Source organism: Haloarcula sp. NS06 (assembly GCF_051122755.1).
In the GTDB taxonomy this organism is placed as follows: Archaea; Halobacteriota; Halobacteria; order Halobacteriales; family Haloarculaceae; genus Haloarcula.
This window is the reverse complement of sequence record NZ_CP184844.1, coordinates 2,127,065-2,150,460: the sequence shown is the minus strand read 5'-3', so window position 1 is coordinate 2,150,460 and position 23,396 is coordinate 2,127,065. Positions and strand designations below refer to the sequence as shown.

Here is a 23,396-nt window from a genome sequence, read left to right as displayed (position 1 = left end):
TCAGTGCGTCTGAGCGCCGTTTCGATTAGAAAAGGCCAGTATCCTCGATTTGCTTCTCGTAGAGGTCCTCGTACTCCGCACGGACCTGTGTGTGGTCGAACTCGACGAAGGACTCGTCGACCGTCCGGCGCTCGAAGCCGGCCGACTCGGTGATTTTGTCGGCGATTTCCTGCGGGTTCGTCACCCGGAAGGCACGGTCGCGCTGCTCGATGAGTTCGTGGGCCGACGACTCGGCCTGGTACTCCACGATGCCGATACAGCCACAGGCCATTGCCCAGAGGAGGTCCGTGGCGAAACACTCCCGGAACGCCGTCTGGACGAATACGTGCGCGCCCTTGTAAACCGAGACGCGCTCTTCGATATCGCACGCGCCGGCGAAGGTCACGCGGTCGTCGATACGAAGGTCGGCCGCCTCCTGTTCGTAGTACTCCCGTTCCGGGCCGTCACCGATGATCGTCGCCGACCAGCCCTTCTGTCTGAGTTCCGCCAGCCCGAGCAGCAGCGACTCGACGTTCGCACTGCCGTCCAGTCGATGGGCGTACACCACGTCGATCTCCTCGCCGGCATCGGCCTCTCTAACGAGATCCATGTCGATGCTCTGTGGGAGTATCGTGGTCTGGTCCGCCGTCGCCCCCCGCTCTCGGACCCGCGTACGGACGAGTTCAGAGGGGGTGATGAGACAGTCCGACGCCTGAAGCGCAAGGCTAGCCCGGCGGTTTTTGGGGACGTCCTCGTCCCCGAACCACTCCGTCAAAAGCGGTGCGCGTGAAAGCGTTGCGCCGGTCTTGGCCGCGAGCGAGACTGATGCTGGTGTCGGGTGAACGTGGACGACATCCGGTCGGAACCGAGCAAGCATGACTGGCAGGCGGACACAGAAGGACGGGACAGTGGGCGAGACGGTGACAGCGCGGTACGTAACGCCGTCGCGCTCGCGCTGATTATCGAACCCCGGCCACCACTGCGAACAGAACACGGTCACGTCGTGGCCGGCAGCGGCGAGTTCGGTGGCCACCCGCTCCAGCCGGGTCCGGCCCACTGTGTCCCGGTACTGACTCGTCTCCATGGCGACGACCGCGACACGCATACAGGGGCGACGACGTGGCCGCTCAAAAATCCACCCGTTCGAGTCTGACGGCGGCAGACGACAGGTTTGCCCTCGACAAACCTGTCGTTCGGCTGGATGTTTATTACAGCGACTCCGCAACGTGTCACTGTATGAGCGATGATGGCGACCTCAGTGCGGAGGTACAGGAACTCCGTGCCGAGGTTGATGCCCTCCACACACGCATCGCCGCCCTGGAGTCGGCGTTAGACACCGACCCGCCTCCGTCCACCGAGGCCGAAACTGCCAGCACAGCAGTCGAGTCGGACACAGCGGCTCCCGAATCGGAGTCCGTAGGTAGTACGGAGCCAGAGCCAGACACCGGCGAGACTGCCGACAGCAACGCACCGGCCGACGAACGGAACTGGGAGCGCAACATCGGGATGAAGTGGCTCGGTGGGGTCGGTGGCCTCACGCTGGTGGTCGGCGTCGTCTTCTTCATTCGGCTGGCCATCGAGGCGGGATACCTCGGCCCGCTCGGGCGTGTACTCACCGGCACGGCGGGCGGGCTCATACTGCTCGCTGGCGGCCGGTACGCCGCCGAGGCACAGGGCTACAGCCGGTGGGGGCGACTCGTCGCCGGGACTGGCCTCGCAATCGCGTATTTCAGCGTCTACGCGGCCTACGGCTTCGAGTCGTACCGCGCTGCCATCGGAGCGCCACTGTGGGCGGTGCTGCTGGTCTTGACAGCTCTCGTGGCCGCCACCGCGGCGCTCTCGGTCCGGGACCACGCACCGGCTGTCGCCGGCGAGGCGTTCCTGCTGGGATACGTCACTGCCTACGTCGGAATCGACGCCGGGTCCTTCATCGTCTCGCCGGCCTACGTCGTGCTTCTCACTGCCGGGCTCGTGACCATCGCCGCTGTCCGCCCGTGGAGCCGACTCGTCCTCGGCAGCGTCCTCCCGGCCTACGTGCTCCACCTTGCGTGGTTGGAGCGGCTGGAGCCGCCTGAGGCGGTCGCCACCGCTGTTCTCGCCGCGACGTTCGGAATATATGCTGCCGGTGTGTACGTACTCCGTGCGAGCGACCGAACGGATCGATGGCACCGCCGACTGGTGGAAGGGACGACCGCGTCCAATGCCGTGTTCGCCGTGTTGTTGCTGGAAGGAGTCGTTCGTCGACTCATCCCGACGGCACCGGACGGGGTAGCTGTCGGGGCAGTCGGGCTCGCCCTCGGCGGCATCTACGCCGTCACGGAGTCACGCCTGAGACAGCAAAACAGCGCCTCTGGGGTGCTTGCCGTCGTTCTACTCGCCATCAGTGTCATCCTCGCGGCCGACCCGTTCGTCGAAACCGTCGGTCTCCTCATCCTGCTCTGTGGGGCGCTGGCGCTCGGAGCCCGGCACGATGCAGGGGCGGTCCGTATCGGCGGGCATCTCGTCGCTGTCGGGACTGTCGTCAAACTGCTCGTTGTGGACGCGACCAGATTACCGGCGTTCTCGCTTGCGGACCCACTTGCGACGGTGACGGGGCGGCCGGCCGCCTATCTGCTGGGAATCGCGGTTTTCTATGCACTCGGTCGATGGTTCAGCGGCACATCGACGACGGTACCCAGCAGTGACCGCAAACTTTCGGTGGCTGCGCCGTACGTCTGGACTGCGACCGGGCTCGCAGTGGTGCTTCTGGGACTGGAGCTTTCGGGAGCGAGTCTGTCGGTCGCCTGGGCAGTTCTGGGGCTCGTGTTCGTCGGGGTTGGCCTCGCACTTGACGCCCGCAGTCGTCGGCTTCAGGGCGTCGTCGTCCTCGGCCTGGTGACAGTCAAGGTGTTCCTCTACGATACGCAGGGGCTCGATACGCTCGCCCGGACACTCTCCTTTCTCGTACTCGGGGGGATTCTCCTCGTCGCCTCGTACGCGTACGCCCGCTGGTAGGGCGAGAAACCGCTTCAGCGTCTGTCAGGGTAACACAGCTGCGTTCCGCTGAATCAGGACTACGGTCGCCACAAAGGGTTTTGCCCGTGCCTGCCCTCCCTCCCGTTGTGACCGCGTACGACCTTTCGCGCTATCTCAACGTCCGAAGCGCCTACGGCAGCTCGTTCGCGCCGGACGGGACGCTCGCTTTCCTGATGAACACGACCGGCGTTGCCCAGCTCTGGTCGCTTCCCGAACCCCACGGCTGGCCCGAACAGTTGACGTTCTACGACGACACTGTGAGCTTCGTCGACTTCTCGCCCGAGCGCCAGGAACTCGTCTTCGGCATGGACGAGGGCGGCAACGAGCGGGCGCAGCTGTACCGGCTCGACGCGAACGGGCGCGTCCACGAACTCACCGGGATGCCCGACGCGAAACACCGCTGGGGCGGCTGGTCGCCCGATGGCGAGCGCTTCGCGTTCGCGTCGAACCGTCGGGACGAGGCTGTCTTCGACATCTACGTGCAGGACCGCGACGCGACCGGCGACGATGCGGACCTAATCTGGAAGGGAGATGGCTGGTTCTCCGTCCGCGGCTTCTCGCCCGACGGTGAGCGACTGTTAGTCAGCGAAGCCCACTCCAGTTTCGACCAAGACATCTACGTGCTTGACATCGACAGCGGGAATCGCAGCCATCTCACGCCACACGAGGGGAAGGTCCGTTACACGAGCGCGTCGTGGGGACCGGAGGGCGAGGCGGTGTATCTCGTCACCGACGCCGAAAGCGACACGCTCGAACTTGCCCGCCTTTCGCTTGAGGGCGACCTCGACATCGTCCGCTCGGACGACCAGTGGAACATCGACGGCGTCGCGCTTGACAAGGACAGTGGCCGTCTCGTGTACTCGCGCAACATCGACGGCTACAACGAACTCACCGTCGGCGAACTGACAGGGCCGACAACCATTGAGACGTTCCCGACGCCGGACCTGCCGGGCGGGCTGGCCGGGGGCGTTTCGTGGGGACCCGACGCCGAACGGTTCGCCGTCAGCGTCACCGGGCGGCAGGTCAACACCAACGTGTTCGTCGTGGAGGCCGAGACCGGCGAGAGCGAGCAGTGGACGGCCGCCTCGACAGCTGGCATCCCGCGTGAAACGTTCATTGAGCCAGAAGTCGTCCGGTTTGACTCCTTCGACGGGCGAGAGATTCCGGCGCTGTTCTCGCTGCCGGACGGCGCGGCTGACGGGGCTGGCGCTGACGGCGACACGCCCGTCATCGTCGATATCCACGGCGGCCCGGAGAGCCAGCGTCGCCCGTCGTTCTCCGGCCTGACCCAGTACTTCCTCTCACGAGGCTACGCCGTCTTCGAGCCCAATGTCCGCGGGTCGACGGGCTACGGAAAGGCCTACACGCACCTTGATGACGTGGAAAAGCGGATGGACTCGGTGAAAGACCTTCGGGCCGGCGTCGATTGGCTCCACGACCACCGGGCTGTCGACTCCGACCGGATCGTGGCGATGGGCGGGTCCTACGGCGGTTTCATGGTCCTTGCGGCACTGACCGAGTACCCGGACCTCTGGGCGGCCGGTGTCGACGTGGTTGGCATCGCCAACTTCGTGACGTTTCTGGAGAACACCGGTGACTGGCGGCGGGAACTCCGCGAGGCCGAGTACGGGTCTCTCGAAGCGGACCGCGAGTTCCTCGAATCTATCTCGCCGATCAACAACGTCGACCGCATCCACGCGCCACTGTTCGTCCTCCACGGGGCCAACGACCCGCGTGTCCCAGTTGACGAGGCCGAACAAATCGCCGAGCAGGCGTCCAAACAGGGCGTCCCGGTGGAAAAGCTCATCTTCGACGACGAGGGACACGGCATCAGCAAGCGGGAGAACCGGATTGAAGCGTACACCGCCGTCGTCGAATTCCTCAACGACCACGTCTGAGCGAGCCATACTAACGTTGTCGCGGGCGTCCACTGCACGCGTGTTGTCGCCGGTACACCGGGGTATTTTCAAACCGTGAGAGTGTTCAGGCGGATTTATTATGCTGCCGAAGCACCGTTTCGTATGGAGATAGCCGAGCGCTCGCGAGCACGGGTGCAAGAGCGTCTCGCCCGTCTCGAACAGGAGTTCGGCTCGACGCCGGTTGACCAGACCACCTTTTCGGTGGGTGCAGAGGCATACCAGCGTGCTGTCGAGCGCTCACGAGCAGGACAGGTGGACGTACACGCGTTCGTCCACAACGAGTCGGGCGACGTGTTGATGAGTGACGCTGACGGGTCCTGGGAGATCCCGCAAGGCCAGACACAGGGGGCCGAACGGCCGGCGGCAGCGGTCGAGCGGGTTGTCACCGAAACGGCCGGCGTCGCGTGTACGATTCGTGACGCGGTTCGGGCGACCATTTGTGGCGTGCGAAACGAGGCAGACCCGGACGCTGAGACGGTGTACCGGCTCAGTATCGTGTTCGACGCGGAGATCAAAAGCACGGCACCCGAAGACGGTGACGCTGGGACGCCCGACGAGGCCGAAGCGTCGATCCGGTGGGACGACGCGAGCGATGTCGCGGTCGCGGAACTGGTTTAGATAACGCCGGTAACGGTCGCTGCTTCTATCGCTGCTTCTTCACTCATTCCATCCCCCAACACCGTGTAGCGGTCACGGATCTGATGGGCCGTGGTCAGCGCTTCGATCACCGTCTCGTCATCGATGCCGAGCTCGTCTGCCGTTGTCGGCGCGCCGATGGCGGCCAGTGCATCTCTGGCGTCTTTCCACTGGCCTTTCTGGCCGCTGTGGAGGTATTCGGTCATGATCGAGCCGACACCGACCTGATGGCCGTGAAGCGCGCCGTCTGGGACGAGCCGATCCAGCTGGTGGGAAAACAGGTGTTCCGCGCCGCTTGCCGGCCGAGAAGAACCGGCAATAGACATCGCAACGCCGGAAGAAACGAGCGCTTTCACGACAATCCATGACGACTCCTCGAGCCCCTGTTTTATCGAGTCAGCACTCTCGACGAGCATCTCGGCGGTCATCTGGGAGAGCGCGCCGGCGTACTCGGAGTAGTGGACGTTCTTGAGCCGGTGGGCAAGTTGCCAGTCCCGAACCGCGGTGTAGTTCGAGATTATGTCGGCACAGCCGGCAGTGGTCAGCCGCCAGGGGGCCTCTGCCAGCACCTCAGTGTCGGCGATGACGGCCAGTGGCGGCTCAGCGGCGACGCTGTGGCGCGTATCACCTTCGGGGACCGAGCCGCGGCCAGAGACGATGCCGTCGTGGCTCGCGGCCGTCGGCACCGAGACAAACCCCAGCCCGAGGTCGTCGGCTGCCATCTTCGTGATATCGATGGCCTTCCCGCCGCCAACACCAAGCAGGAAGCCCGCATCAATCTCCGACGCGTGGTCGATGACCTGCTGGACGGCATCGAAACTGGCTTGATCGATGACGATCTCGGAGGGGTCGTACCCCGCGTCCTCAAACTGGTCGACGACCCGCTTGCCGGCGACATCATGTGGCGTCGGACTGGAGACAACCAGCGGCCTGCCGGTCAGGTGGAGTTCGCTCACGGCCTCGATTGCCTGGCCGAGGACACCGTGCCCGACCACGACGTTCCGGGGGAGACGGATCCAGGTGCGTTTCTCGAACATGGTTGCCTGTCTCCGGGCACGCGTGAAAACAGTTTAGGTGCGACTGGCGTTCCGACTGCGCGGTACCCAAAATCCGTTGGCAACTATTACACACAAGTTTTTCAAAAACAATTATTAACGTTAACGATTGGGTGTGCCTGTCATGGCACATGACACGACTGACGACGGCATGCGAGCGTCTCGGCGGGCGTTTCTGAAAGCGACCGGCGTGGCCACGGCAGCGGCCGCCACCGGCGCAGGTGTTGGGACCGCCGCGGCGCAACCGGACGTCGATTCGCTCGTCGGCGACCTCACACTGGAGGAGAAAGCGGGACAGATGACGCAGGTCGCAATTAGCTCCTTCGAGGCAGAACCCGAGGAATCAAACGTCCCTGATAGCTTCGGGGTCGACACGGTCGGCGAGTATTTCAGTGAACTCGGCGTCGGGTCAATCCTCTCAGGTGGGGCCGAACCGCCGAGCTTCGACGGCGAGACCGTGGTTCAAGGAATCAATGCTCTCCAGGAATACAACATGGAGAACGCCGATCACGACATCCCGTTTCTCTACGGCGTCGATGCAACACACGGCAACGGCCTCTTGGAGGGTGCGACGGTGTTCCCCCAGCGGTTGAACATGGGTGCGACGCGAGACCTGAGTCTGATCGCAGAGGCCGAGCGCCACACGAGCAACTCAACGGCGGCGATGGGCGCACACTGGACCTTCGCACCGACGACGGATCTCCAGCGAGACCCCCGCTGGGGCCGCTTCTTCGAGGGTATCAGCGAGGACCCAAAACTCGAAGCGGATGTCTCACGGGTACGAGCACGGGCACTTGAGGACGACGACCGGCTGACAGCGTGTGTCAAACACTTCGCGGCCTACTCCATCCCGAACAACGGCAACGACCGCGCACCGGCCTCAACGTCGCTACGTGACCTCCGGACGAACATCCTCCCGCCGTACCGGGAGGCACTGAAATCCGAACCCGGGACGGTAATGGTCAACAGCGGGTCGATAAACGGGGTGCCGGCCCACGCCTCTCACTGGCTGTTGACGACCCTGCTCCGGGATACCTACGGCTACGAGGGGATGGTCGTCTCGGACTGGGACGACCTGAACCGCATGATCACGAACCACGACTACGCGCCCGACTTCGAGACGGCGACAGAGATGGCCATCAACGCTGGCGTCGATATGTATATGATCGGCAACGGCGGCGACGCACCGGGACCGGTCCAGTTCATCGATACCGTGGTCGGCCTCGTCGAGGACGGCGCGATTCCGATGGAGCGTATCGACGAAGCGGTCCGGCGGATCCTCGAACTGAAGGCCGACCTCGGCCTGTTCGAGCAGCCGACGGTCGACGAGTCCCGCATCGGGAACGTACTCGGCGGCGCACAGGAGACCGCCGAGACGATGGCAAAGGAATCGATGGTCCTCCTGAAAAACACGGAGGACACGCTCCCGCTGTCCGGCGACGAGACCGTCCTGCTGACCGGGCCCGGCGTCGACGCCAACGGCAACAACACCCGCGCGCTGATGCAACACGGCGGCTGGACGCTTGGCTGGCAGGGGGCCAGCGCCAGCGGCCCGTTCCCGCGCCAGAACCTCCTCGAAGCGGAACTCCGCGCTCGCGTCGGCAGTCTCACGCACGTTCCCACCTCGTACGAGAACACCACCTGGTGGGCCGGCGAGGGCGACGGCGAGAACCAGCAGAGCGACGAGAACGGAAATTTCGACTTCACCGACGAGCAACGGTCACAGGTCGAATCGGCTGCTCCCGAGTCCGACGCCGTCGTCGTCGTTATCGGCGAAGGGACCCACAATGAAGGGTTCGGCGACCGTGACGAACTGGTGCTCGACGAGTCCCAGCAAGCCCTCCTCGACACCGTCGTCGAATCCGCAGACGATTCGACGCCGATAATCGGCGTCATGCTCGCCGGTGCGCCGCGAGGGTCTCCGGAGACGTTCAGCCAGCTCGACGCCCTCCTGTTTGCCGGCCAGCCCGGTAGCGACGGCGGGGTCGCCATCGCCGAAACACTGGTCGGCGAGTACAACCCCTCGGGCAAGCTCCCTTTCAGTTGGCCCGAGAACGTCGGGACCGCGCCCGTACAGCACAGCCGCTACGACCCGACATCGACGGGCGCGACGGACAACACCGCGCTGTACGAGTACGGCCACGGGCTCTCGTACACCAATTTCGAGTACGGCAGCGTCTCGGTCACGCAGCCCACTGTCGGTAACCCGGCTAACCAGTCTGAAGTGACTGTCAGCGTCGAGGTGACGAACGTCGGCGAGATGGCTGGCGAGCACATCGTCGAGGTGTTCAACACCCAGTCGTACGGCTCGGTCCTCCAGCCGAGACGCCGACTGCTCGGCTACGAGCGTGTCTCGCTTGACGCTGGCGAGTCAGCCACAGTGGACGTGACCGCCGACCTGACGGCGCTGGAGGTGGTTCCCGGTGACGTGCTTGGACTCGGCCCGAAGGTCGTCGAAGCTGGCGAGTACCAACTCACTGTCGGCCAAGACGGCCCAACGGCCACGCTCACCGTCCGGAACACGGCGAGCATCACCGATCCGGACCCCGTTCCGGGCCTCCCGAACGGGTCAGAGAGCAACCCCGGTCGGGGCAATAGTGGGAATAAAACCGGCAACGGTAACAACGGGAACAGAAATGCTAACGGCGACAGCACCAGCCGCGACCCCACCATGGAAGACGTCGTCGAACTTCTCGATGAGGTTCGGAAGGGATCCTGAGGCGGGTCACGTACTCTAATCCGCGGTGTTCCCGCCGGTGCACAGACCTCAGAGACCCACCATGCACAGACAGACACTGGTCCGCTCGCACGCCCACAAACAATTATGTATATTCGATTATAGTAACTAAAGCAGTGACCCAGTGACACGGAATCAGCCAATACGGTTTGAGCAGCACTCCGATGCCTGACTCCACACGCCAACCCAGCGAGACCCTTCGGGACCGACTCCAGCAGTATGGCCTCTCCAGGACAGAGGCGGAAACGTACCTCGCCGTCGTCGAAAAGGGGCCAGCAACAGCCCGAACAGTGGCCGAAACAGCAGGGATATCCAAGAGCTACGTGTACGACATCTGTGGTTCGCTGGCCGCGGACGGCTTTGTCACCGTCGACGACCATCGGACACCGACGATCATCCGTGCGACACCCCCGTCAGAGGCTTTTGGCGCGCTGAAACGCGAACTCGACACGCTGGAGACAGCGGTACAGACCCGGTACGAGGACACTTCGGCCGAGAATAACACTTTCGAGGTGGTCAAGTCCCGACCGACTATCGTCAAACGGCTGGAGCAACACATCGAAGCCGCCGACTGCGAGGTTATTCTGCAGATCCCGGCCCGGCGGCTCCCCGATATCCGCGAACCGCTCCGTCGTGCCCAGGAACGGGGCATCCTCGTGCTCCTAACGCTGTCGAGTTACGACAGGGCGACGATGGAGTTAGACCTAGAGGAGATCGCCAACGCCGTCCGAATCGGCCTCGATGGCGCGCCTTCGTTGCTTGCGACGGACCAGCAGCGCGGGTTCGTCTCTCCGTCGACAATGCTCAGCTGGGATCACGACGAGACGAACGCGATCACGTTTACGCAGGAGGCAGTTGCGGCTGTGTTAGTCGGTTCCTACCTGGGCAATTATTGGCCGATAGGCGAAGAGGTCCTCGTGTCGCAACCTCCGACACTCCCGGCTCGGTACGATATGTTCCGTCCCGTCGTGTTCACGACCACACTCGCACTCCGGGCTGGTGAGTCCGTCGTCGCCGACCTGTACGCGCGGCAGACGGGCTCCGACGACGACTTCGAAGTGATATCCGGCGAGGTGATCGACGTCCGACAGAACCTCGTTGAGCCGCACAATAGCGATTTCGGGTTCGAGAACTCGCTGGTCGTCGACATCGGAGACGGCCGCATCACCGTCGGCGGATACGGTGCGTTCTTAGAGGACTACGAGGTCAAGCACACGACGCTACGCCGGACGTAGTTGTCATTCGGTTAGGCGGTCGATAAGCTCTGATTCCGTGTCCCGGTCAGGCCCGAACTCACGGCCGGTTCGCTCGTTCTCCCGGTGCTCGGCGACGGTTACGGCCAGTGCCGTCTCGTGGGGCGTCGATGACCAGCCTATGTCGCGGAGCTTCGCCGTCGATAGCAGATGCGGTGACTCGCGGTAGATAGGGAAGTCGTCGGGGTCCAGCCCCGCGGCCCCGAGTTCGCGCTCACCGACACCGACTGTCTCGACATCCGTCTCGTGCACTCTGGCAAGCAGGTCGACCCACTCCCGGAGCGTCGGCGCGTGCTCGTCGCCGACGTTGTAGGCCTCGCCGGCTGTCCCTCGCTCCGCGACGAGGCGAAGCGCGCTCGCCACGTCCTCGACGTAGGCCATCTGCCACAGGCTGAGGCCGTCACTGGGAACAACGACCTGCTCGTACTCGGCCACGCGGTCGACCCAGTAGGCGAACCGCTCAGTGTAGTCGTAGGGCCCGTACACGACGGTCGGTCGGACGCTCATCGCTCGCACACCGTCCTCCGCGGCAGCGAACACTTCACGATCGCCTTCGGCCTTCCGCGGCCCGTAGGTCTCCGCGCTGTCGGTTGTGGCCTGCTCGGCAGTACAGCCCGCAAGCGGTGTCTCCCCCTCCCGCTTGGGCGTCCGTTCAGCGCCGTAGGCCGCGCCGCTTGAGATATACACGTACGCATCGACATCGGCGAACACGTCGGTCGCCACCCGGACATCCTCCGGAAAGTATGCCACACAGTCGACGACCACGTCCGGCTCGACCCGTTCGCGAGCGGTTTCGAGTGTGTCCCGCTCGCGTCGGTCGCCCTTGATGTGAGCGACATCGGAGTTCGTGAACGGATTCTGACGCTGTCCGCGGGTGAGCATTGTCACGTCGTAGCCTGCGTCGCGGAACTCGGTGACTGTGTGCCGGCCGATGAACCGACCGCCGCCGATGACGAGGACACTGTCCATACGCTGTGCTCGAACGGGACCAGCAAAACAGTGTGGCTCACCGCCAGCGTCTGCCGCGGTCCGACAGTTGACACCGAGTGTTTACCGAGGTGGCATGACGACCGACACCCCATCAGCAGAACGGGCGATAGAGTCGGCAATGTACGGTGCAAGACGACATCTCAGGGGGCGGATATTTTTACGTAGTCGGGCAGTAACAGATGCAGTGACAGGTAAGTTGCGTGCTGTCTCTTCAGTTATTTCGGTTATCCTCCTCGTGGCGGTAACTGTCGTTCTCGCAGCAGTGCTGTCAGTGGCGACGCTCGGCCTCGCGGAGAAACTGGATGACACAGCGCCTGTGATCAGCCAATCAGACGGTGAGTTCGCCCCGCAGAGTGGGTTCGACGGGGGCATCGTCCGTATCAGGCACGTTGCTGGAGATATCGTCCGCGTCTCCGAGATTGAGGTGGCCGTCAGTGCTGACTGCGGCAGCGATGGGACTGAAAAGCACGGGCGGTTAGTCAATCTCCCAGTGAAATCCGGTGACCGGCCACAGAGCGACAACATCGAGGGCGACGACATCTTTGATGAGAGCACTGGCTCGCTTACAGAGCGCGGTGCTGATGATACCGGGGCTCTGGTTACAGACGAGTTCCGTCCCGGAGATGTGATTGTCTTCCGGATAGCGGGCGGGGACTGTGACTTGCAGCCGGGCGACACAGTGACCGTCCGAGTCGTGCACACCCCGTCAAACGCGGTTATTATCCAGCAGCAACTAACTGCGTGACTCGACAGGTACGCTGTGTCCCGATATCGATCTGCCACTGCGCAAAACCGGTCGTCATCTCTGATGAACGGCACAGCCAAATAAAAAACGAACGAGGCGTGCCCGCGTGTCTGTGTTCAGTTGCCGGCCGTCGCGTTCGTTACGTTCGTCGAGAACCCAGTATCGGCGCTGGAAGTGTTTCCGCCCCTGCTCCGGCCAGTCTGCAGGATGATGGGTGTTCCATCATCGTCAGTCGCCAGAATGACCTTATCCGAATCGTCGATGCTCTGGACGTACTGCTGTTTCAGCACGACCGGGTTGTCCCGAAGCGCCTCACCGCGGATCTCGATAACCCGGGCGTCGGCTTCGGCCTGAATCTCCTGCCGTTCCTTGTCGCGTTCGGCCTGTTGGATCTCGAATTTCTTCTCTTCGACGCGTTGCTTTGCGATTTCCTTGTCGTTGAGCGCCTGATCGTACGAGTCTGGGAGGTCAACGGTCCGAACCTGCACCTCTTCGAGGACGAGCGCTTCGCCCTCGAACGCGGATTCGAGTTTCTGCTGTGCCGCATCGCCGAGTCGCTCGCGGCCGTCGTTGGTGTATATCTCGCTCGTCTGGATACCTGCGGCCTCATCACGGAGCTGCGACCGGACGGACGGTCGGATAAGTCGCTCCTCCGCCTGGCCGACGGTCCGCCATTCAGTGACGAATCCTGATGCGTCTGATTCTTGGATCTTGTACCGGACGGTGATGTCGATGTCGACCGTCGTCCCATTGATGGTCTGGACGGTCACCGCATCGGCTTGTGACGGTCTGTCGCCTTCGCCCTCTGTGTTGGCCATGGTGTAGGTCCGTGGCCGGATTTCCACGTCCTGAACCGAATCCTTGACTGGCACGATGATGTGTGCGCCCGGCTGAAGTTGGTCACCGGTTACCGCGCCGAACGATTTCTGGACGCCGACGTGGCCTTCGGGGACCTGATGGTAGCCACCAAACAGGGCTATTGCGACGGCGAGGGCGACAACGACGCTGACTCCGATACGGAGGCCGCGGCCGACATCAATGTCGATGTCTGACCCGGAATCGGGGTCAGGACCGGGGATGTCACTCATGCTGTGCTCCGATACGATACGACGGTTGGTTGTACGGGGACCATGTCCAGCACTTCGGCCCGACAGCTATAGGACCAGCGGTTGATTGTTACAATGTCGCATTACGACCCCCCAGAACGCGGCTCGATTGTGGCAGAAAAACAGAGCCCCTGACGACAGACAAAAACGCTGAAAAACGGCGCTTCAGTCGTCTGTCGAGGCGGCGAAGTCGGCCTCAGCGGCTTCGGCGCTCGCCGCAGCCTTGGCCGGCGGCTCGTTGCGCACGTCGTCGCGCTCGCGGTCGGCGATGACCTCGGCGTAGGCGTCAGGCATCACCTTCGTGAAGTTCTCCACCTCAGCGTCCCAGTCGTCGAGCAACTCCGCCGCTCGGTCAGAGTCGGTGTAGGCGGCGTGGTTCTCGACGAGCCGGGTAATCATCTGGCGGTCTTTGCCTTCGAGCGTCTCGGCCAGCGACACCATGCCGGTGTTTGCCTTCGCTGCGAACTCGCCATCGGGGTCGTAGACGTAGGCGACGCCGCCGGACATCCCGGCCGCGAAGTTCTTGCCCGTCTCGCCCAGCACGACAATAGCGCCGCCGGTCATGTACTCACAGCCGTGGTCGCCGACGCCTTCGACAACGCCCTTGACCCCGGAGTTGCGGACGGCGAAGCGTTCGCCGGCCATGCCGTTGACGTAGGCCTCGCCCTGCGTCGCGCCGTACAGCGCGACGTTGCCGATGACGATGTTCTCCGATGGATCGAAGGGAGCCTGATCCGGCGTGTTCACGATGAGCTTCCCGCCGGAGAGGCCCTTGCCGACGTAGTCATTGGCCGTCCCGGTCAGTTCCATCGTCACGCCCTGTGAGAGGAACGCGCCGAAGGACTGGCCCGCCGTGCCGTCGAAGTCGACCCGGATGGTGTCGTCCGCGAGCCCGTCACTTGCGTGCTCGCGGGAGATGCGGTTCGAGAGCGTCGCCCCGACCGCACGGTCGACGTTGGTGATGTCGGTGTCAATAGCGACCGGGTCGCCGCTGTAGATGGCGTCCTCGGCGGCGTCGATGAGATCCCAGTCGAGCTGTTCGTCGACCTCGTGGGTCTGCTCGCGCTGCTTGTAGCGGCCGTCGTTGTCGGCCGGCTCGGCGATGACCGAGGAAAGATCGAGCTTCTGGGCCTTGGGCTGGCTCACGTTGTCGCGCTGTTTCAGGACGCTCGGTCGGCCGATCATCTCGTCGATGGTCTCGAAGCCGAGTTCAGCCATGATCTCGCGCAGTTCCTGGGCCACGAAGGTCATGTAGTTGATGACGTGCTGTGGCTCGCCGGGGAACCGCTCGCGGAGGTTCTCGTTCTGCGTGGCGATGCCGACCGGGCAGGTGTTCTCGTGGCACTGCCGGGCCATCACGCAGCCGGAGGTGACCAGCGAGGCGGTCCCGAAGGTGTACCCCTCGGCACCGAGCAGGGCGGCAACGGCCACGTCGCGGCCGGTCTTCATGCCGCCGTCGGTGGTCACCTTGATTCGTGAGCGCAGGCCAGTCGCCCGGAGCATCTGGTTGGCCTCCGAAACACCGAGCTCCCACGGGAGGCCGGCGTTCTTGATCGAGGTCTTCGGCGACGCGCCGGTCCCGCCGTCGTGGCCCGAGATGTGGACCACGTCAGCGTTGGCCTTGGCGACGCCGGCCGCGATGGTCCCGATGCCGTCCTCCGAGACCAGTTTGACGTTGATGTCGGCCTCTGGGTTCGAGGCCTTGAGATCGTGGATGAGCTGTTTCAGGTCCTCGATGGAGTAGATGTCGTGCAACGGCGGCGGCGAGATGAGGCCGACGCCCGGCGTCGCGTACCGCACGTGGGCGATCATCTCGTTCACCTTCTTGCCGGGCAGGTGGCCGCCCTCGCCGGGCTTGGACCCCTGTGCCATCTTGATCTGGAGTTCGTCGGCTGACGCGAGGTAGTCGGAAGTGACGCCGAAGCGGCCGGAGGCGACCTGCTTGGTCGTACACTCCTTCTCGGTGTCGAACCGCTCGGGCGGTTCGCCGCCCTCGCCGGTGTTGGCGTTGGCACCGAGCCGGTTCATTGCGATGGCGTTGTTCTCGTGCATCTCGGGCGACAGCGACCCGAGTGACATCGCCGCGGTCTCGAAACGCTCGACAATGTCGTCAACCGACTCGACATCCTCGATGGGGATAGACTCACGGTCGGAGTCGAATTCGAGTAGACCGCGCAGCGTCTGGAGCTCCTCGTTCTGGTCGTTGACCAGTTCGGCAAACTCCTTGTACGTATCGTAGTCGCCCATCCGGACGGCTTGCTGGATCTTGCCAACCGTGTTGGGGTTCCACTGGTGATGGATGCCGTTCGAGCGGAACTCGTACTCGCCCTGGCGGGGCATGTCGGGCTCCTCCTCGCTCCAGGCGACATCATGTCGCTGGGTGAGGTCGTCCTCGATTTCCTCGATGCCGATACCGTCGGTCCGGCAAGTCGTCCCCTCGAAGTACTCGGCGATGAAGTCCGAGGAGAGGCCGACGGCCTCGAAGATCTGGGCACCCTGATAGGATTCGACCGTGGAGATACCCATCTTGGCCATCGTCTTCAGGAGGCCGTCCTCGACGGCAGTGATGTAGGCATCAATGGCGTCGGCCAGGTCTGCGCCGTCCGGTCCGGCTACCAGATCATCGATGGTCTGGTAGGCCAGATAGGGGTTGACGGCCCCGGCCCCGTAGCCGATGAGCGTCGCGAAGTGATGGACTGCACGCGGGTCACCGGACTCGACGATGAGTCCGACGTGATTGCGGAGGCCGTTGCGGACGAGATGGTGGTGGATCCCACCGACGGCAAGGAGGCTCGGAATTGGCACGCGGCCGTCGCTGGCCGCACGGTCCGAGAGCACGAGAATATCGTGTTCCTGCGCCGCGGCGTCAGCCTCGGCCCGCACGTCTTCGACGGCCTGGCGAAGGTCGCCGCCCTCTTCATAGGTGATATCGATGACCGTCGTGGACATGCCGTTGGCGTCCAGATCCTTGATGGACTGCGTCTCCTCGTCGGTGAGAACCGGCGAGTCCAAAACGAGCTGGCGAGCGTGGCCCTGACTCTCGTTGAGGATGTTACGCTGGTGGCCCAGCCGAGACTCCAGCGACGTGACGAGTTCCTCGCGGATGTAGTCAAGCGGCGGATTCGTCACCTGGGCGAACAGTTGCTTGAAGTAGGTGAACAGCGGGCGGTTGAACTGCGAAAGCACCGACAGCGGCGTGTCGTCACCCATGGAGCCGACGGGGTCTTTCCCCTTCTCGGCCATCGGCTCGATGAGGTGGTCGACCTCGTCATACGTGTAGCCGTACATGGCCTGCTGGCTCCGGAGCGCGTCCGCGGGGTCCCGAGGTGCGTTGTCTCCGCGGTCAGCAACCTCGTCAAGGTCGACCTGTTCTTCGTCGACCCACTCGCCGTACTTGTCGTCAGTGATGTCGTCGAACACTTCCTCGTCAGGGATAACGCGTCCCTCTTCAGGGTCGGCGAGGAAACACTGGCCGGGCTGGAGACGCCCGCGCTCCGTGATTTCGCTGGCGTCGTGTTCCAGTGCGCCGGCTTCTGAGGACATCACGAGCGTATTGTCCTCCAACACGTCATAGCGGCACGGGCGGAGACCGTTCCGGTCCAGCACGGCTCCGATGCGGTCGCCGTCGGTGGCTGCGACGAGCGCCGGGCCGTCCCACGGTTCGACAAGCGAGGCGTGGTAATCGTAGAAGTCACGACGGTCACCGGTCACGTCGTTCATCTCGCCACGCCAGGCCTCGGGGATGAGCATCCGGAGGGCGTGGGGGAGGTCGCGGCCGCCCTGCAGGAGGAGTTCGAGCGCATTGTCAACGCTCGCAGTGTCTGACTGCTCGGGGTCGTCGATGATGGGCTTGATCTTCTCCAGATCTCCCTCGAACTCGTCGCTCTGGATGTCGGTCTCCCGAGCGCGCATCCAGTTGATGTTCCCCTGAATCGTGTTGAACTCGCCGTTGTGGATGACGCGACGATACGGGTGGGCGAGGTGCCACGCACCCAGCGTGTTCGTCGAGAACCGGGCGTGAACCATTGCGAACGTCGACTGCATCCGCTCGTCTTCGAGGTCAGGATAGTAGTCTTCGAGCTGTTCGGCCTTGAGCAGGCCTTTGTACACCACGACATCGGTTGCGAGCGAAACGACGTAGAACCGCTCGTGGCCTGCCGGCTTTTCCCCCTCAACAGTGTTTTCGAGCGCCCGGCGGCCGATGTACAGCTGATTCTCGAAGGCATCACCGGTCTTGCCCGTCGCAGAGGTAACGAAAAACTGGACGATGTCGGGTTCGGATTCGAGCGCCGTCGCGCCAAGGTCGCTGTTGTCCGTTGGAACGTCGCGCCAGTCGAGGACATCGAGGCCCTCAGCGGCGAGTTCCGTCTCGACGAGGTCTGTCAGACTCTCGGCGACCTCGTCGTCCTGCGGGAGAAAGAGCGTGCCGACGGCGTACTCGCCAGCAGGTGGCAGGTCGGCGTCGACTTCGGCAGCGAAAAACTCGTGTGGAATCTGGAGCATGATGCCCGCTCCGTCGCCCGTATCTTGCTCGGCTCCTGTCGTTCCTCGATGTTCGAGGTTGTCGAGGAGTTCGAGTCCGTCCGATACAACCCAGTGGTCGCTCTGGCCGTCGAGGTCCATGACGACCCCGACACCACAGTTCGACCGTTCGTCTGTGGGATCTGCAAGCCCGGCGTCGCCTGCAGAGAGACCTGTCTGTCGCTCAACCATGTGTTTCACGACTGGGGATGCCACTATAAGAGGGTAATCCTAATGGTATTAGTGTTGTTTAACCCCACATTAGGGAGTATATATTTATCACGATTGTTTGAACTGTATCACCATTTATAAATCATCGTACCGCGGCTGGCGGTTTACATCGTGTTCAGCCGAGCACGGGTGCAGATGACTGCTCGATACCCGAAACGTACGCCGTCATGTCAGTTGTCGTCAACATTCCGACCACCCCTTCCGTTTCGTCGACGACAGGAAGGTGGTGGACACTGTGGTCCAGCATTACGCTTGCGGCCGCCTCGATGGGGTCGTTTGCCGTTACCGTAACCAAGTCCGTCGTCATGAATTCGGACACGTCTAACCCCGCCGTATCGCCTCCTTCTGCGGCGATTTCGACGAAGTCCGTGGAGGTGAGGATCCCCAGTAACGCTCCGTCGGGGTCGACGACGACAACAGAGCTAATGTTCTCGTCAAGCATCCGCTTGGCGACCGCTTTCGCGTTCGCATCGGCGGCAACAGTGGTGACAGGCGATGACATAATTCGTCCGACAAACACGTCGTCCATGACAGCTGATAACATAGGCCGAGATATAACCGTGTTGGTTCCGGATATCTATCCATTTCACCTGCTGAGAAATATATAAGGTCTTAATATTCGTCACTCGCTGCGACGGATGTACCCACTCAACTAACCGCCCGCTGTCTCCGACAACCCACTCCAACTGATCGGTTGCATCAGGGCTGTTGCTCCTCCGCTGCTGTCATGTACTGTCTGAAGGGCTACATTTCCCACGACGGTATCTGTTCGCCGTTTGGCGTTTGTATGACTGTAGTCTGACGGCGATTTATATACATAGGGACAGCAGAGAGTATCGGGGGCACGGAGGAAAATGTCACACGCTCCCCGACCCCATCCTTCCTTCAGATTGCTGGCTGTACCTTTGTGAAGACACAGGCTCCCTCAGGGGTAGCAATGTGCTTCACGGCAGTATCAGCCGGCAGTTATCTATACAAGTTCTTCGTATATGAATTAAACCATGTCTGGTCATGGCCCCAGCGTCGCTATCGCCTGTCAGGGCGGCGGCAGCCACAGCGCGTTTACCGCCGGTGCGCTGCAACAACTCCTACCAGCGGTCAACGCCGAGTACAATCTCGTAGGGTTGAGTGGCACCTCAGGCGGCGCTCTCTGTGCAGTCACGGCCTGGTACGGCCTGCTCAGTGACGGCCACGACTACGCCGGGGAACTACTGGAGGATGTCTGGTGTGATGTCGCCGCCACGACGACGCCCTCGTTCCTGCTGAACGAGTCGCTCGTGTGGCGCAAGCGACTGCAGAACCGCATGCTCCCTGCGGCCGATATCTCGCCCTACGCGACGCCGGGAGCAGTCGGCCACGACTGGTATCTGTCGCTGCTTGACCGCCACATCGCGTTCGACGAGTTCGACAGCCTCGCTGACAGGGCGCCGCCACACGTGACCGTCGGCACAGTCAACGTCAACAGCGGCGTGTTCGAGACGTTCACCGACGATGCCATCACACCGAAGGCGGTGCTGGCCTCGGCTGCGTTCCCGCTGCTGTACGAGGCTGTCGAACTGAACGGCCACTGGCATTGGGACGGCCTGTTCTCACAGAACCCGCCGATCCGGGAGTTCCTGACCAGTGACCGGCCAAAACCGGACGAGATCTGGGTTATCCAGATCGAGCCACAGACCCGCGATGACCGTCCGACATCGCTGGCAGAGATCACCGACCGCCGGCAGGAGCTATCCGGGAATCTTTCGCTGAATCAGGAGCTGTTCTTCGTCCGGAAGGTCAACGAATGGGTGGACAAAGGGTATCTCCCGGACGATTTCAAACACGTGGAGATACGGCGACTGAAACTCGATGAAAAGCTGACAGCAGCCTCGAAACGCGACCGCGACCCTCGGTTTATCGAGGATCTCATCGAAACGGGCCGAGCCGAAGCGGACGCGTTTCTGGAGCGGGTGCCGGAGAAAGCAACCGAACCGTCTGGTCAGTAGCTCTTCGCGAAGTACGCCGTCTCCTCGGCGTCCTCGCCACAGATGGCGCAATCGTCGTGGATTGGCTCCTCGTCGCGGTCAAGGGGCACCATCACGATTTCGGCCGCGATAGCGTCCTTGATCGGCTCCTCGCAGTCCTCGTCACCACACCAACCACACTTCACGTAGCCGCCGTGCTGGCCGATGGTGCCGAGGATTTCCTCGCGGGACTCAGCCTCACGGATTTCGCCTTCCAGCGTCTCCTCAGCGCTGGCATATAGCTTGGCGTGGACGGTGTCGAGGTGGTCGGTAACGGTGTCGGCGATACCGTCGCGGTCGACCGTCTCGGTTTCGCCGTCGGGCCGGTGGACCAGCGTGGCTTCCCCGTCCTCAACCTCGTGGGGGCCGATTTCGACCCGGAGGGGAACGCCGTGGAGTTCGTGTTCGTTGTATTTGAAGCCGGGATTGCGGTGTTCGCGGTCATCGAGTTCGACGCGGACGCCGGCCTCGTCGAGTTCGGCAGCGAGGTCGGCGGCGTAGTCAATGACTTCGTCCTTGTTGTCCTCCTGCCAGATGGGGACGACCACGACTTGGTCAGGCGCGAGTGCGGGCGGGAGCACGAGGCCCTGGTCATCCGAGTGGGTCATGATGAGCGCACCCATCGCGCGCCAGGACAGTCCCCACGAGGTCGTGTGGGCCGTGTTCTCCTCCTCGTCGGCGTCGGCGTAGGTGATGTCGAACGCCTCGCCGAAGGAGGTCCCGAGGTAGTGGGAGGTGGCAGCCTGCACGGTCTTACCGTCGGGCATCAGCGTCTCGATGGTCGTCGTCGTGTGCGCGCCGGGGAACTTGTCGTGGGGCGGCTTGCGTCCCTTCAGCGGCGGCATCGCCATGACCTCCTCGTAGAGGCGGGCGTACTGATCCAGACGGGTCATCGTCTCCTCCCACGCGCCGTCCTTGTCGGCGTGGGCGGTGTGGCCCTCCTGCCAGAGGAACTCCTTGGTGCGGAAGAACGGCTTCGTCTCGGTGGCCTCCCATCGGACGACCGAACACCACTGGTTCAGCCGCATCGGGAGGTCCCGGTGCGAGCGAGTCCACTGGGCCATGAACGGCGCGATGATGGACTCGCTGGTGGGCCGGACGGCGAGGCGTTCTTCGAGTTCGTCGTGGCCACCATGGGTTACCCATGCCACCTCGGGGTCGAACCCTTCGACGACGTCTTTCTCCTTCTCCAGATACTCTTCGGGGATAAACATGGGGAAGTAGGCGTTCTGCACGCCGGTGTCCTTGAACCAGCCGTCGAGATTGTTCTGGATACGCTCCCAGATAGCGTAGCCGCGTGGGCGCGTGACGATGAACCCGCCCATGGGGGCGTAGTCCGCGAGGCCGGCCTTCTGGACGACCTCGGCGTACCACTCGCCGGGTGAATGCTCCTTGCTCTCGGTGATGCCGAGTTCCTGCTCGCCACTCATTAGGTGTGTCGTGGCCCACGGCGCTAATAAACTCCCCGAAGGGTGGTGAGCCGCTGGCACGCCGACCGGACCAGTTCGATCCCTGCTCCGCGCTGCGAGACCATTGTATGGGCGATCTCAGGCTTGTTCCGCCCGAATAGAGAGAATCTCCGGGCTCCGGATTGCCGAAGGCTGACGCCGCGGACCCGCCGCGAAGGAACAGTTCCTGATACGGGTCGCCCCCACCTGCCGACCCCGGGACGATAGCAAGGGACCCTTCCGAAACGTTCGACACAGCATCTCTGACGGCGACTTCATGGGACTCGTCGTTGAGTTCGACAGTGACTGTGTCACTCCCCGGTGCGAACGCCGAATGGCGGATCGAGGTCTTGACGTTCCCGTAGCCGTCGACGTGACAGACCACGGACTCGGGCGGGGCCGGCACGTCGTCGAGTGACCGCTCCACGCCGAGGGACGAGTGATTCCCATTTGCGATTTCGACGACTCGCCGGGGAAACACGTCCCGCGAGCGGAACTGGCCCGTGTCCGCCGGGAGTTCGATCTCACGGAAGGTCGTGGCGTGGTCGGCGATAAACGAGAGGTTGTAGCCGGCGTCGACGGCGACGACGGGGACACCGTTGTCCAGTTCGAGGTAACAGAGCGCCCCGCCGGTGTCGGGCCGCTCCGGTGTCGATTCCGTTGTTCGTGGGGCCGTGTTCGAGTAAATCAACAGGTCGTCGAACGACGGATTGTGGATGCCGAGCTGCGCGATCCAGAACCCCGTGGCGACCGTCGAGAACGGCTTGACCTCGGTCGACTGGACGGTCATCGTCGGGTTGGCAGCAGTGAGACGGTGGACGACCTCTGAGAAGGCCGGGTCGGCCGGGCCGTAATCCGCGATAAGATGAACGAACGTGCTCATATGATGCTCCGGTCGTTACCACGTCGGTACGCCTGTATAATCTTGTGCCTTGGTACCAGATATAGGATTATCGAACGTCCCTGACGACGCCGGCACTCAGGCACCGATTGTTGTCAGCGAGGCGATAGAGTCGGCGACGCGGCGCTCCATCCCCGTCCCAGCGAATCCCGGCACGGGGTCGACAGCCTGTGCGTAGAACTGTGATTCGCCTTCGACAAACTCGACACAGAGCGCCCGCGCGCCGAAGCGGTCCAGTAACTCCCGGACACGGGCCGCGAGCGTCACCTCAACAGTCTCCTCGCTGATGACGTGGTCCAGCCCGGACACTTCCGACCGAACCTGAATCGCTCGCAGATGGGTTTCGCGGCCGTCGTTGACGGCGAAGTACTTGTACTCCACCGGCTCCTCCCGAACACAGGCCTGATAGAAATCGCCCTCGTCGCTATTTGCCGGCACACCGTCCCAGGAGTAGCGGGTGCGAGGGATGTAATCGCACTCTGGCTTTTCGAACCAGACGGTCGGCACCTTACAGCCGACCTGTTCCAACCCGTTCAGGGCGACAAGTCGGCAGGCAAGCGCCGTCGTCGGCAGGAACCCGTTCCACGTCTCAACGCCAACGCTGTCAGCGTATCGAAGGGCGCTGAACGACTCCGGCCCGAGCGTCGTATTGACGAGTGCGGCCAGGTCGTCGATATCGGCTTTGGCCACCGGGTTTCCGGGGCGGAGAAACTGGACGTCGAACCCCCGAGCGGAGAGCCGTTCTGCGACGGCACCAAACACCGGGTGTTCAGGCTCGCAGATGAAGCCGATGCAGTCCATACCGCCACGTCTCAGCGGTCCGATAAAAAAGTCGCGCAAAACCGAACGACTGAGGC

17 protein-coding genes and 1 pseudogene are annotated in these 23,396 nt (G+C 63.1%); 9 read left to right on the top strand and 9 right to left on the bottom strand.

The window, feature by feature from the left end; genetic code table 11:
• Positions 1-25: 25 nt before the first annotated feature.
• Positions 26-1,084 (bottom strand): glycosyltransferase, encoded by a 1,059-nt coding sequence (locus tag ACODNH_RS15010; protein WP_306705514.1) that lies wholly within the window; start codon positions 1,082-1,084, stop codon positions 26-28.
• A 131-nt stretch (positions 1,085-1,215) separates the two neighbouring features.
• Between ACODNH_RS15010 and ACODNH_RS15005 the strand changes: the two genes are divergently transcribed.
• From ACODNH_RS15005 to ACODNH_RS14995, 3 genes are all read left to right on the top strand, one after another.
• Complete coding sequence (locus ACODNH_RS15005) at positions 1,216-2,973, top strand: DUF2339 domain-containing protein (protein ID WP_306705512.1); 1,758 nt, start codon at positions 1,216-1,218, stop codon at positions 2,971-2,973.
• Between the two features lie 107 nt (positions 2,974-3,080).
• Positions 3,081-4,892 carry a S9 family peptidase gene (locus ACODNH_RS15000; protein ID WP_306705510.1) on the top strand — a complete coding sequence of 604 codons (1,812 nt, stop codon included), beginning with the start codon at positions 3,081-3,083 and terminating at the stop codon, positions 4,890-4,892.
• A gap of 123 nt (positions 4,893-5,015) precedes the next feature.
• Entirely contained in the window at positions 5,016-5,531 is a 516-nt protein-coding gene (locus ACODNH_RS14995) for an NUDIX hydrolase (protein WP_306705508.1), read from the top strand.
• Here ACODNH_RS14995 and ACODNH_RS14990 read toward each other — a convergent pair.
• Positions 5,528-6,586 carry an NAD(P)-dependent glycerol-1-phosphate dehydrogenase gene (locus tag ACODNH_RS14990; RefSeq protein ID WP_306705506.1) on the bottom strand — a complete coding sequence of 353 codons (1,059 nt, stop codon included), beginning with the start codon at positions 6,584-6,586 and terminating at the stop codon, positions 5,528-5,530. The genes ACODNH_RS14995 and ACODNH_RS14990 overlap by 4 nt on opposite strands.
• Before the next feature lie 142 nt (positions 6,587-6,728).
• Here ACODNH_RS14990 and ACODNH_RS14985 point away from each other — a divergent pair, with 142 nt between their 5' ends.
• Together ACODNH_RS14985 and ACODNH_RS14980 are read left to right on the top strand one after the other, a co-directional pair.
• Complete coding sequence (locus tag ACODNH_RS14985; protein ID WP_306705503.1) at positions 6,729-9,323, top strand: glycoside hydrolase family 3 N-terminal domain-containing protein; 2,595 nt, start codon at positions 6,729-6,731, stop codon at positions 9,321-9,323.
• A gap of 182 nt (positions 9,324-9,505) precedes the next feature.
• On the top strand, positions 9,506-10,576 hold the full coding sequence (locus tag ACODNH_RS14980; RefSeq protein ID WP_306705501.1) for a TrmB family transcriptional regulator: 1,071 nt from the start codon (positions 9,506-9,508) through the stop codon (positions 10,574-10,576).
• Positions 10,577-10,579: 3 nt separating this feature from the next.
• Here ACODNH_RS14980 and ACODNH_RS14975 read toward each other — a convergent pair whose 3' ends face one another.
• A complete protein-coding gene (locus ACODNH_RS14975; RefSeq protein ID WP_306705499.1) occupies positions 10,580-11,563 on the bottom strand; it encodes an NAD-dependent epimerase/dehydratase family protein in 984 nt (327 codons plus the stop codon).
• A gap of 205 nt (positions 11,564-11,768) precedes the next feature.
• Here ACODNH_RS14975 and ACODNH_RS14970 point away from each other — a divergent pair, with 205 nt between their 5' ends.
• Complete coding sequence (locus ACODNH_RS14970) at positions 11,769-12,329, top strand: type IV pilin (protein WP_306705497.1); 561 nt, start codon at positions 11,769-11,771, stop codon at positions 12,327-12,329.
• Positions 12,330-12,445: 116 nt separating this feature from the next.
• Here the strand turns inward: ACODNH_RS14970 and ACODNH_RS14965 are convergent, their stop codons facing one another.
• The 3 genes from ACODNH_RS14965 to ACODNH_RS14955 all read right to left on the bottom strand — a co-directional run bounded on the left by ACODNH_RS14965 (position 12,446) and on the right by ACODNH_RS14955 (position 18,716).
• Positions 12,446-13,417, bottom strand: a complete 972-nt coding sequence (locus tag ACODNH_RS14965; RefSeq protein ID WP_306705495.1) for a prohibitin family protein — start codon at positions 13,415-13,417, stop codon at positions 12,446-12,448.
• Positions 13,418-13,600: 183 nt separating this feature from the next.
• On the bottom strand, positions 13,601-18,148 hold the full coding sequence (gltB, locus tag ACODNH_RS14960; protein WP_306705493.1) for a glutamate synthase large subunit: 4,548 nt from the start codon (positions 18,146-18,148) through the stop codon (positions 13,601-13,603).
• A gap of 154 nt (positions 18,149-18,302) precedes the next feature.
• Entirely contained in the window at positions 18,303-18,716 is a 414-nt protein-coding gene (locus tag ACODNH_RS14955; RefSeq protein WP_306705491.1) for a CBS domain-containing protein, read from the bottom strand.
• A gap of 472 nt (positions 18,717-19,188) precedes the next feature.
• Here ACODNH_RS14955 and ACODNH_RS14950 point away from each other — a divergent pair, with 472 nt between their 5' ends.
• A complete protein-coding gene (locus ACODNH_RS14950; RefSeq protein WP_306705489.1) occupies positions 19,189-20,172 on the top strand; it encodes a patatin-like phospholipase family protein in 984 nt (327 codons plus the stop codon).
• On the opposite strand, the gene proS is transcribed toward ACODNH_RS14950, so the two are convergent.
• Positions 20,166-21,620, bottom strand: coding sequence for a proline--tRNA ligase (gene proS, locus ACODNH_RS14945; RefSeq protein WP_306705487.1), 1,455 nt, complete (start codon positions 21,618-21,620; stop codon positions 20,166-20,168). The genes ACODNH_RS14950 and proS overlap by 7 nt on opposite strands.
• Positions 21,621-21,843: 223 nt before the next feature.
• Positions 21,844-21,981 (bottom strand): annotated as a pseudogene (locus tag ACODNH_RS14940) (hypothetical protein); the annotation flags it as partial.
• On the opposite strand from ACODNH_RS14940, the gene ACODNH_RS14935 reads away from it, so the two are divergent.
• On the top strand, positions 21,916-22,056 hold the full coding sequence (locus ACODNH_RS14935) for a hypothetical protein (RefSeq protein WP_434530507.1): 141 nt from the start codon (positions 21,916-21,918) through the stop codon (positions 22,054-22,056). The pseudogene ACODNH_RS14940 and the gene ACODNH_RS14935 sit on opposite strands and share 66 nt — an antisense overlap.
• Positions 22,057-22,077: 21 nt before the next feature.
• Entirely contained in the window at positions 22,078-22,467 is a 390-nt protein-coding gene (locus tag ACODNH_RS14930; RefSeq protein ID WP_434530506.1) for a hypothetical protein, read from the top strand.
• A 150-nt stretch (positions 22,468-22,617) separates the two neighbouring features.
• On the opposite strand, the gene ACODNH_RS14925 is transcribed toward ACODNH_RS14930, so the two are convergent.
• Positions 22,618-23,340 (bottom strand): hypothetical protein, encoded by a 723-nt coding sequence (locus tag ACODNH_RS14925; RefSeq protein ID WP_306705483.1) that lies wholly within the window; start codon positions 23,338-23,340, stop codon positions 22,618-22,620.
• Between the last annotated feature and the right edge of the window lie 56 nt (positions 23,341-23,396).

Excerpts from the sequence above, each read along its gene's own strand:
- ACODNH_RS14990 (WP_306705506.1), bottom strand. The coding sequence starts at position 6,586 with ATGTTCGAGAAACGCACCTGGATCCGTCTCCCCCGGAACGTCGTGGTC.
- ACODNH_RS14965 (WP_306705495.1), bottom strand. The coding sequence starts at position 13,417 with ATGAGTGACATCCCCGGTCCTGACCCCGATTCCGGGTCAGACATCGAC.
- ACODNH_RS14935 (WP_434530507.1), top strand. The coding sequence starts at position 21,916 with ATGGGACTCGTCGTTGAGTTCGACAGTGACTGTGTCACTCCCCGGTGC.
- ACODNH_RS14985 (WP_306705503.1), top strand. The coding sequence starts at position 6,729 with ATGGCACATGACACGACTGACGACGGCATGCGAGCGTCTCGGCGGGCG.
- ACODNH_RS15005 (WP_306705512.1), top strand. The coding sequence starts at position 1,216 with ATGAGCGATGATGGCGACCTCAGTGCGGAGGTACAGGAACTCCGTGCC.
- ACODNH_RS14995 (WP_306705508.1), top strand. The coding sequence starts at position 5,016 with ATGGAGATAGCCGAGCGCTCGCGAGCACGGGTGCAAGAGCGTCTCGCC.
- proS (WP_306705487.1), bottom strand. The coding sequence starts at position 21,620 with ATGAGTGGCGAGCAGGAACTCGGCATCACCGAGAGCAAGGAGCATTCA.
- ACODNH_RS14955 (WP_306705491.1), bottom strand. The coding sequence starts at position 18,716 with ATGGACGACGTGTTTGTCGGACGAATTATGTCATCGCCTGTCACCACT.
- ACODNH_RS14950 (WP_306705489.1), top strand. The coding sequence starts at position 19,189 with ATGTCTGGTCATGGCCCCAGCGTCGCTATCGCCTGTCAGGGCGGCGGC.
- ACODNH_RS14975 (WP_306705499.1), bottom strand. The coding sequence starts at position 11,563 with ATGGACAGTGTCCTCGTCATCGGCGGCGGTCGGTTCATCGGCCGGCAC.
- ACODNH_RS14980 (WP_306705501.1), top strand. The coding sequence starts at position 9,506 with ATGCCTGACTCCACACGCCAACCCAGCGAGACCCTTCGGGACCGACTC.
- ACODNH_RS15010 (WP_306705514.1), bottom strand. The coding sequence starts at position 1,084 with ATGCGTGTCGCGGTCGTCGCCATGGAGACGAGTCAGTACCGGGACACA.
- gltB (WP_306705493.1), bottom strand. The coding sequence starts at position 18,148 with ATGGTTGAGCGACAGACAGGTCTCTCTGCAGGCGACGCCGGGCTTGCA.
- ACODNH_RS14925 (WP_306705483.1), bottom strand. The coding sequence starts at position 23,340 with ATGGACTGCATCGGCTTCATCTGCGAGCCTGAACACCCGGTGTTTGGT.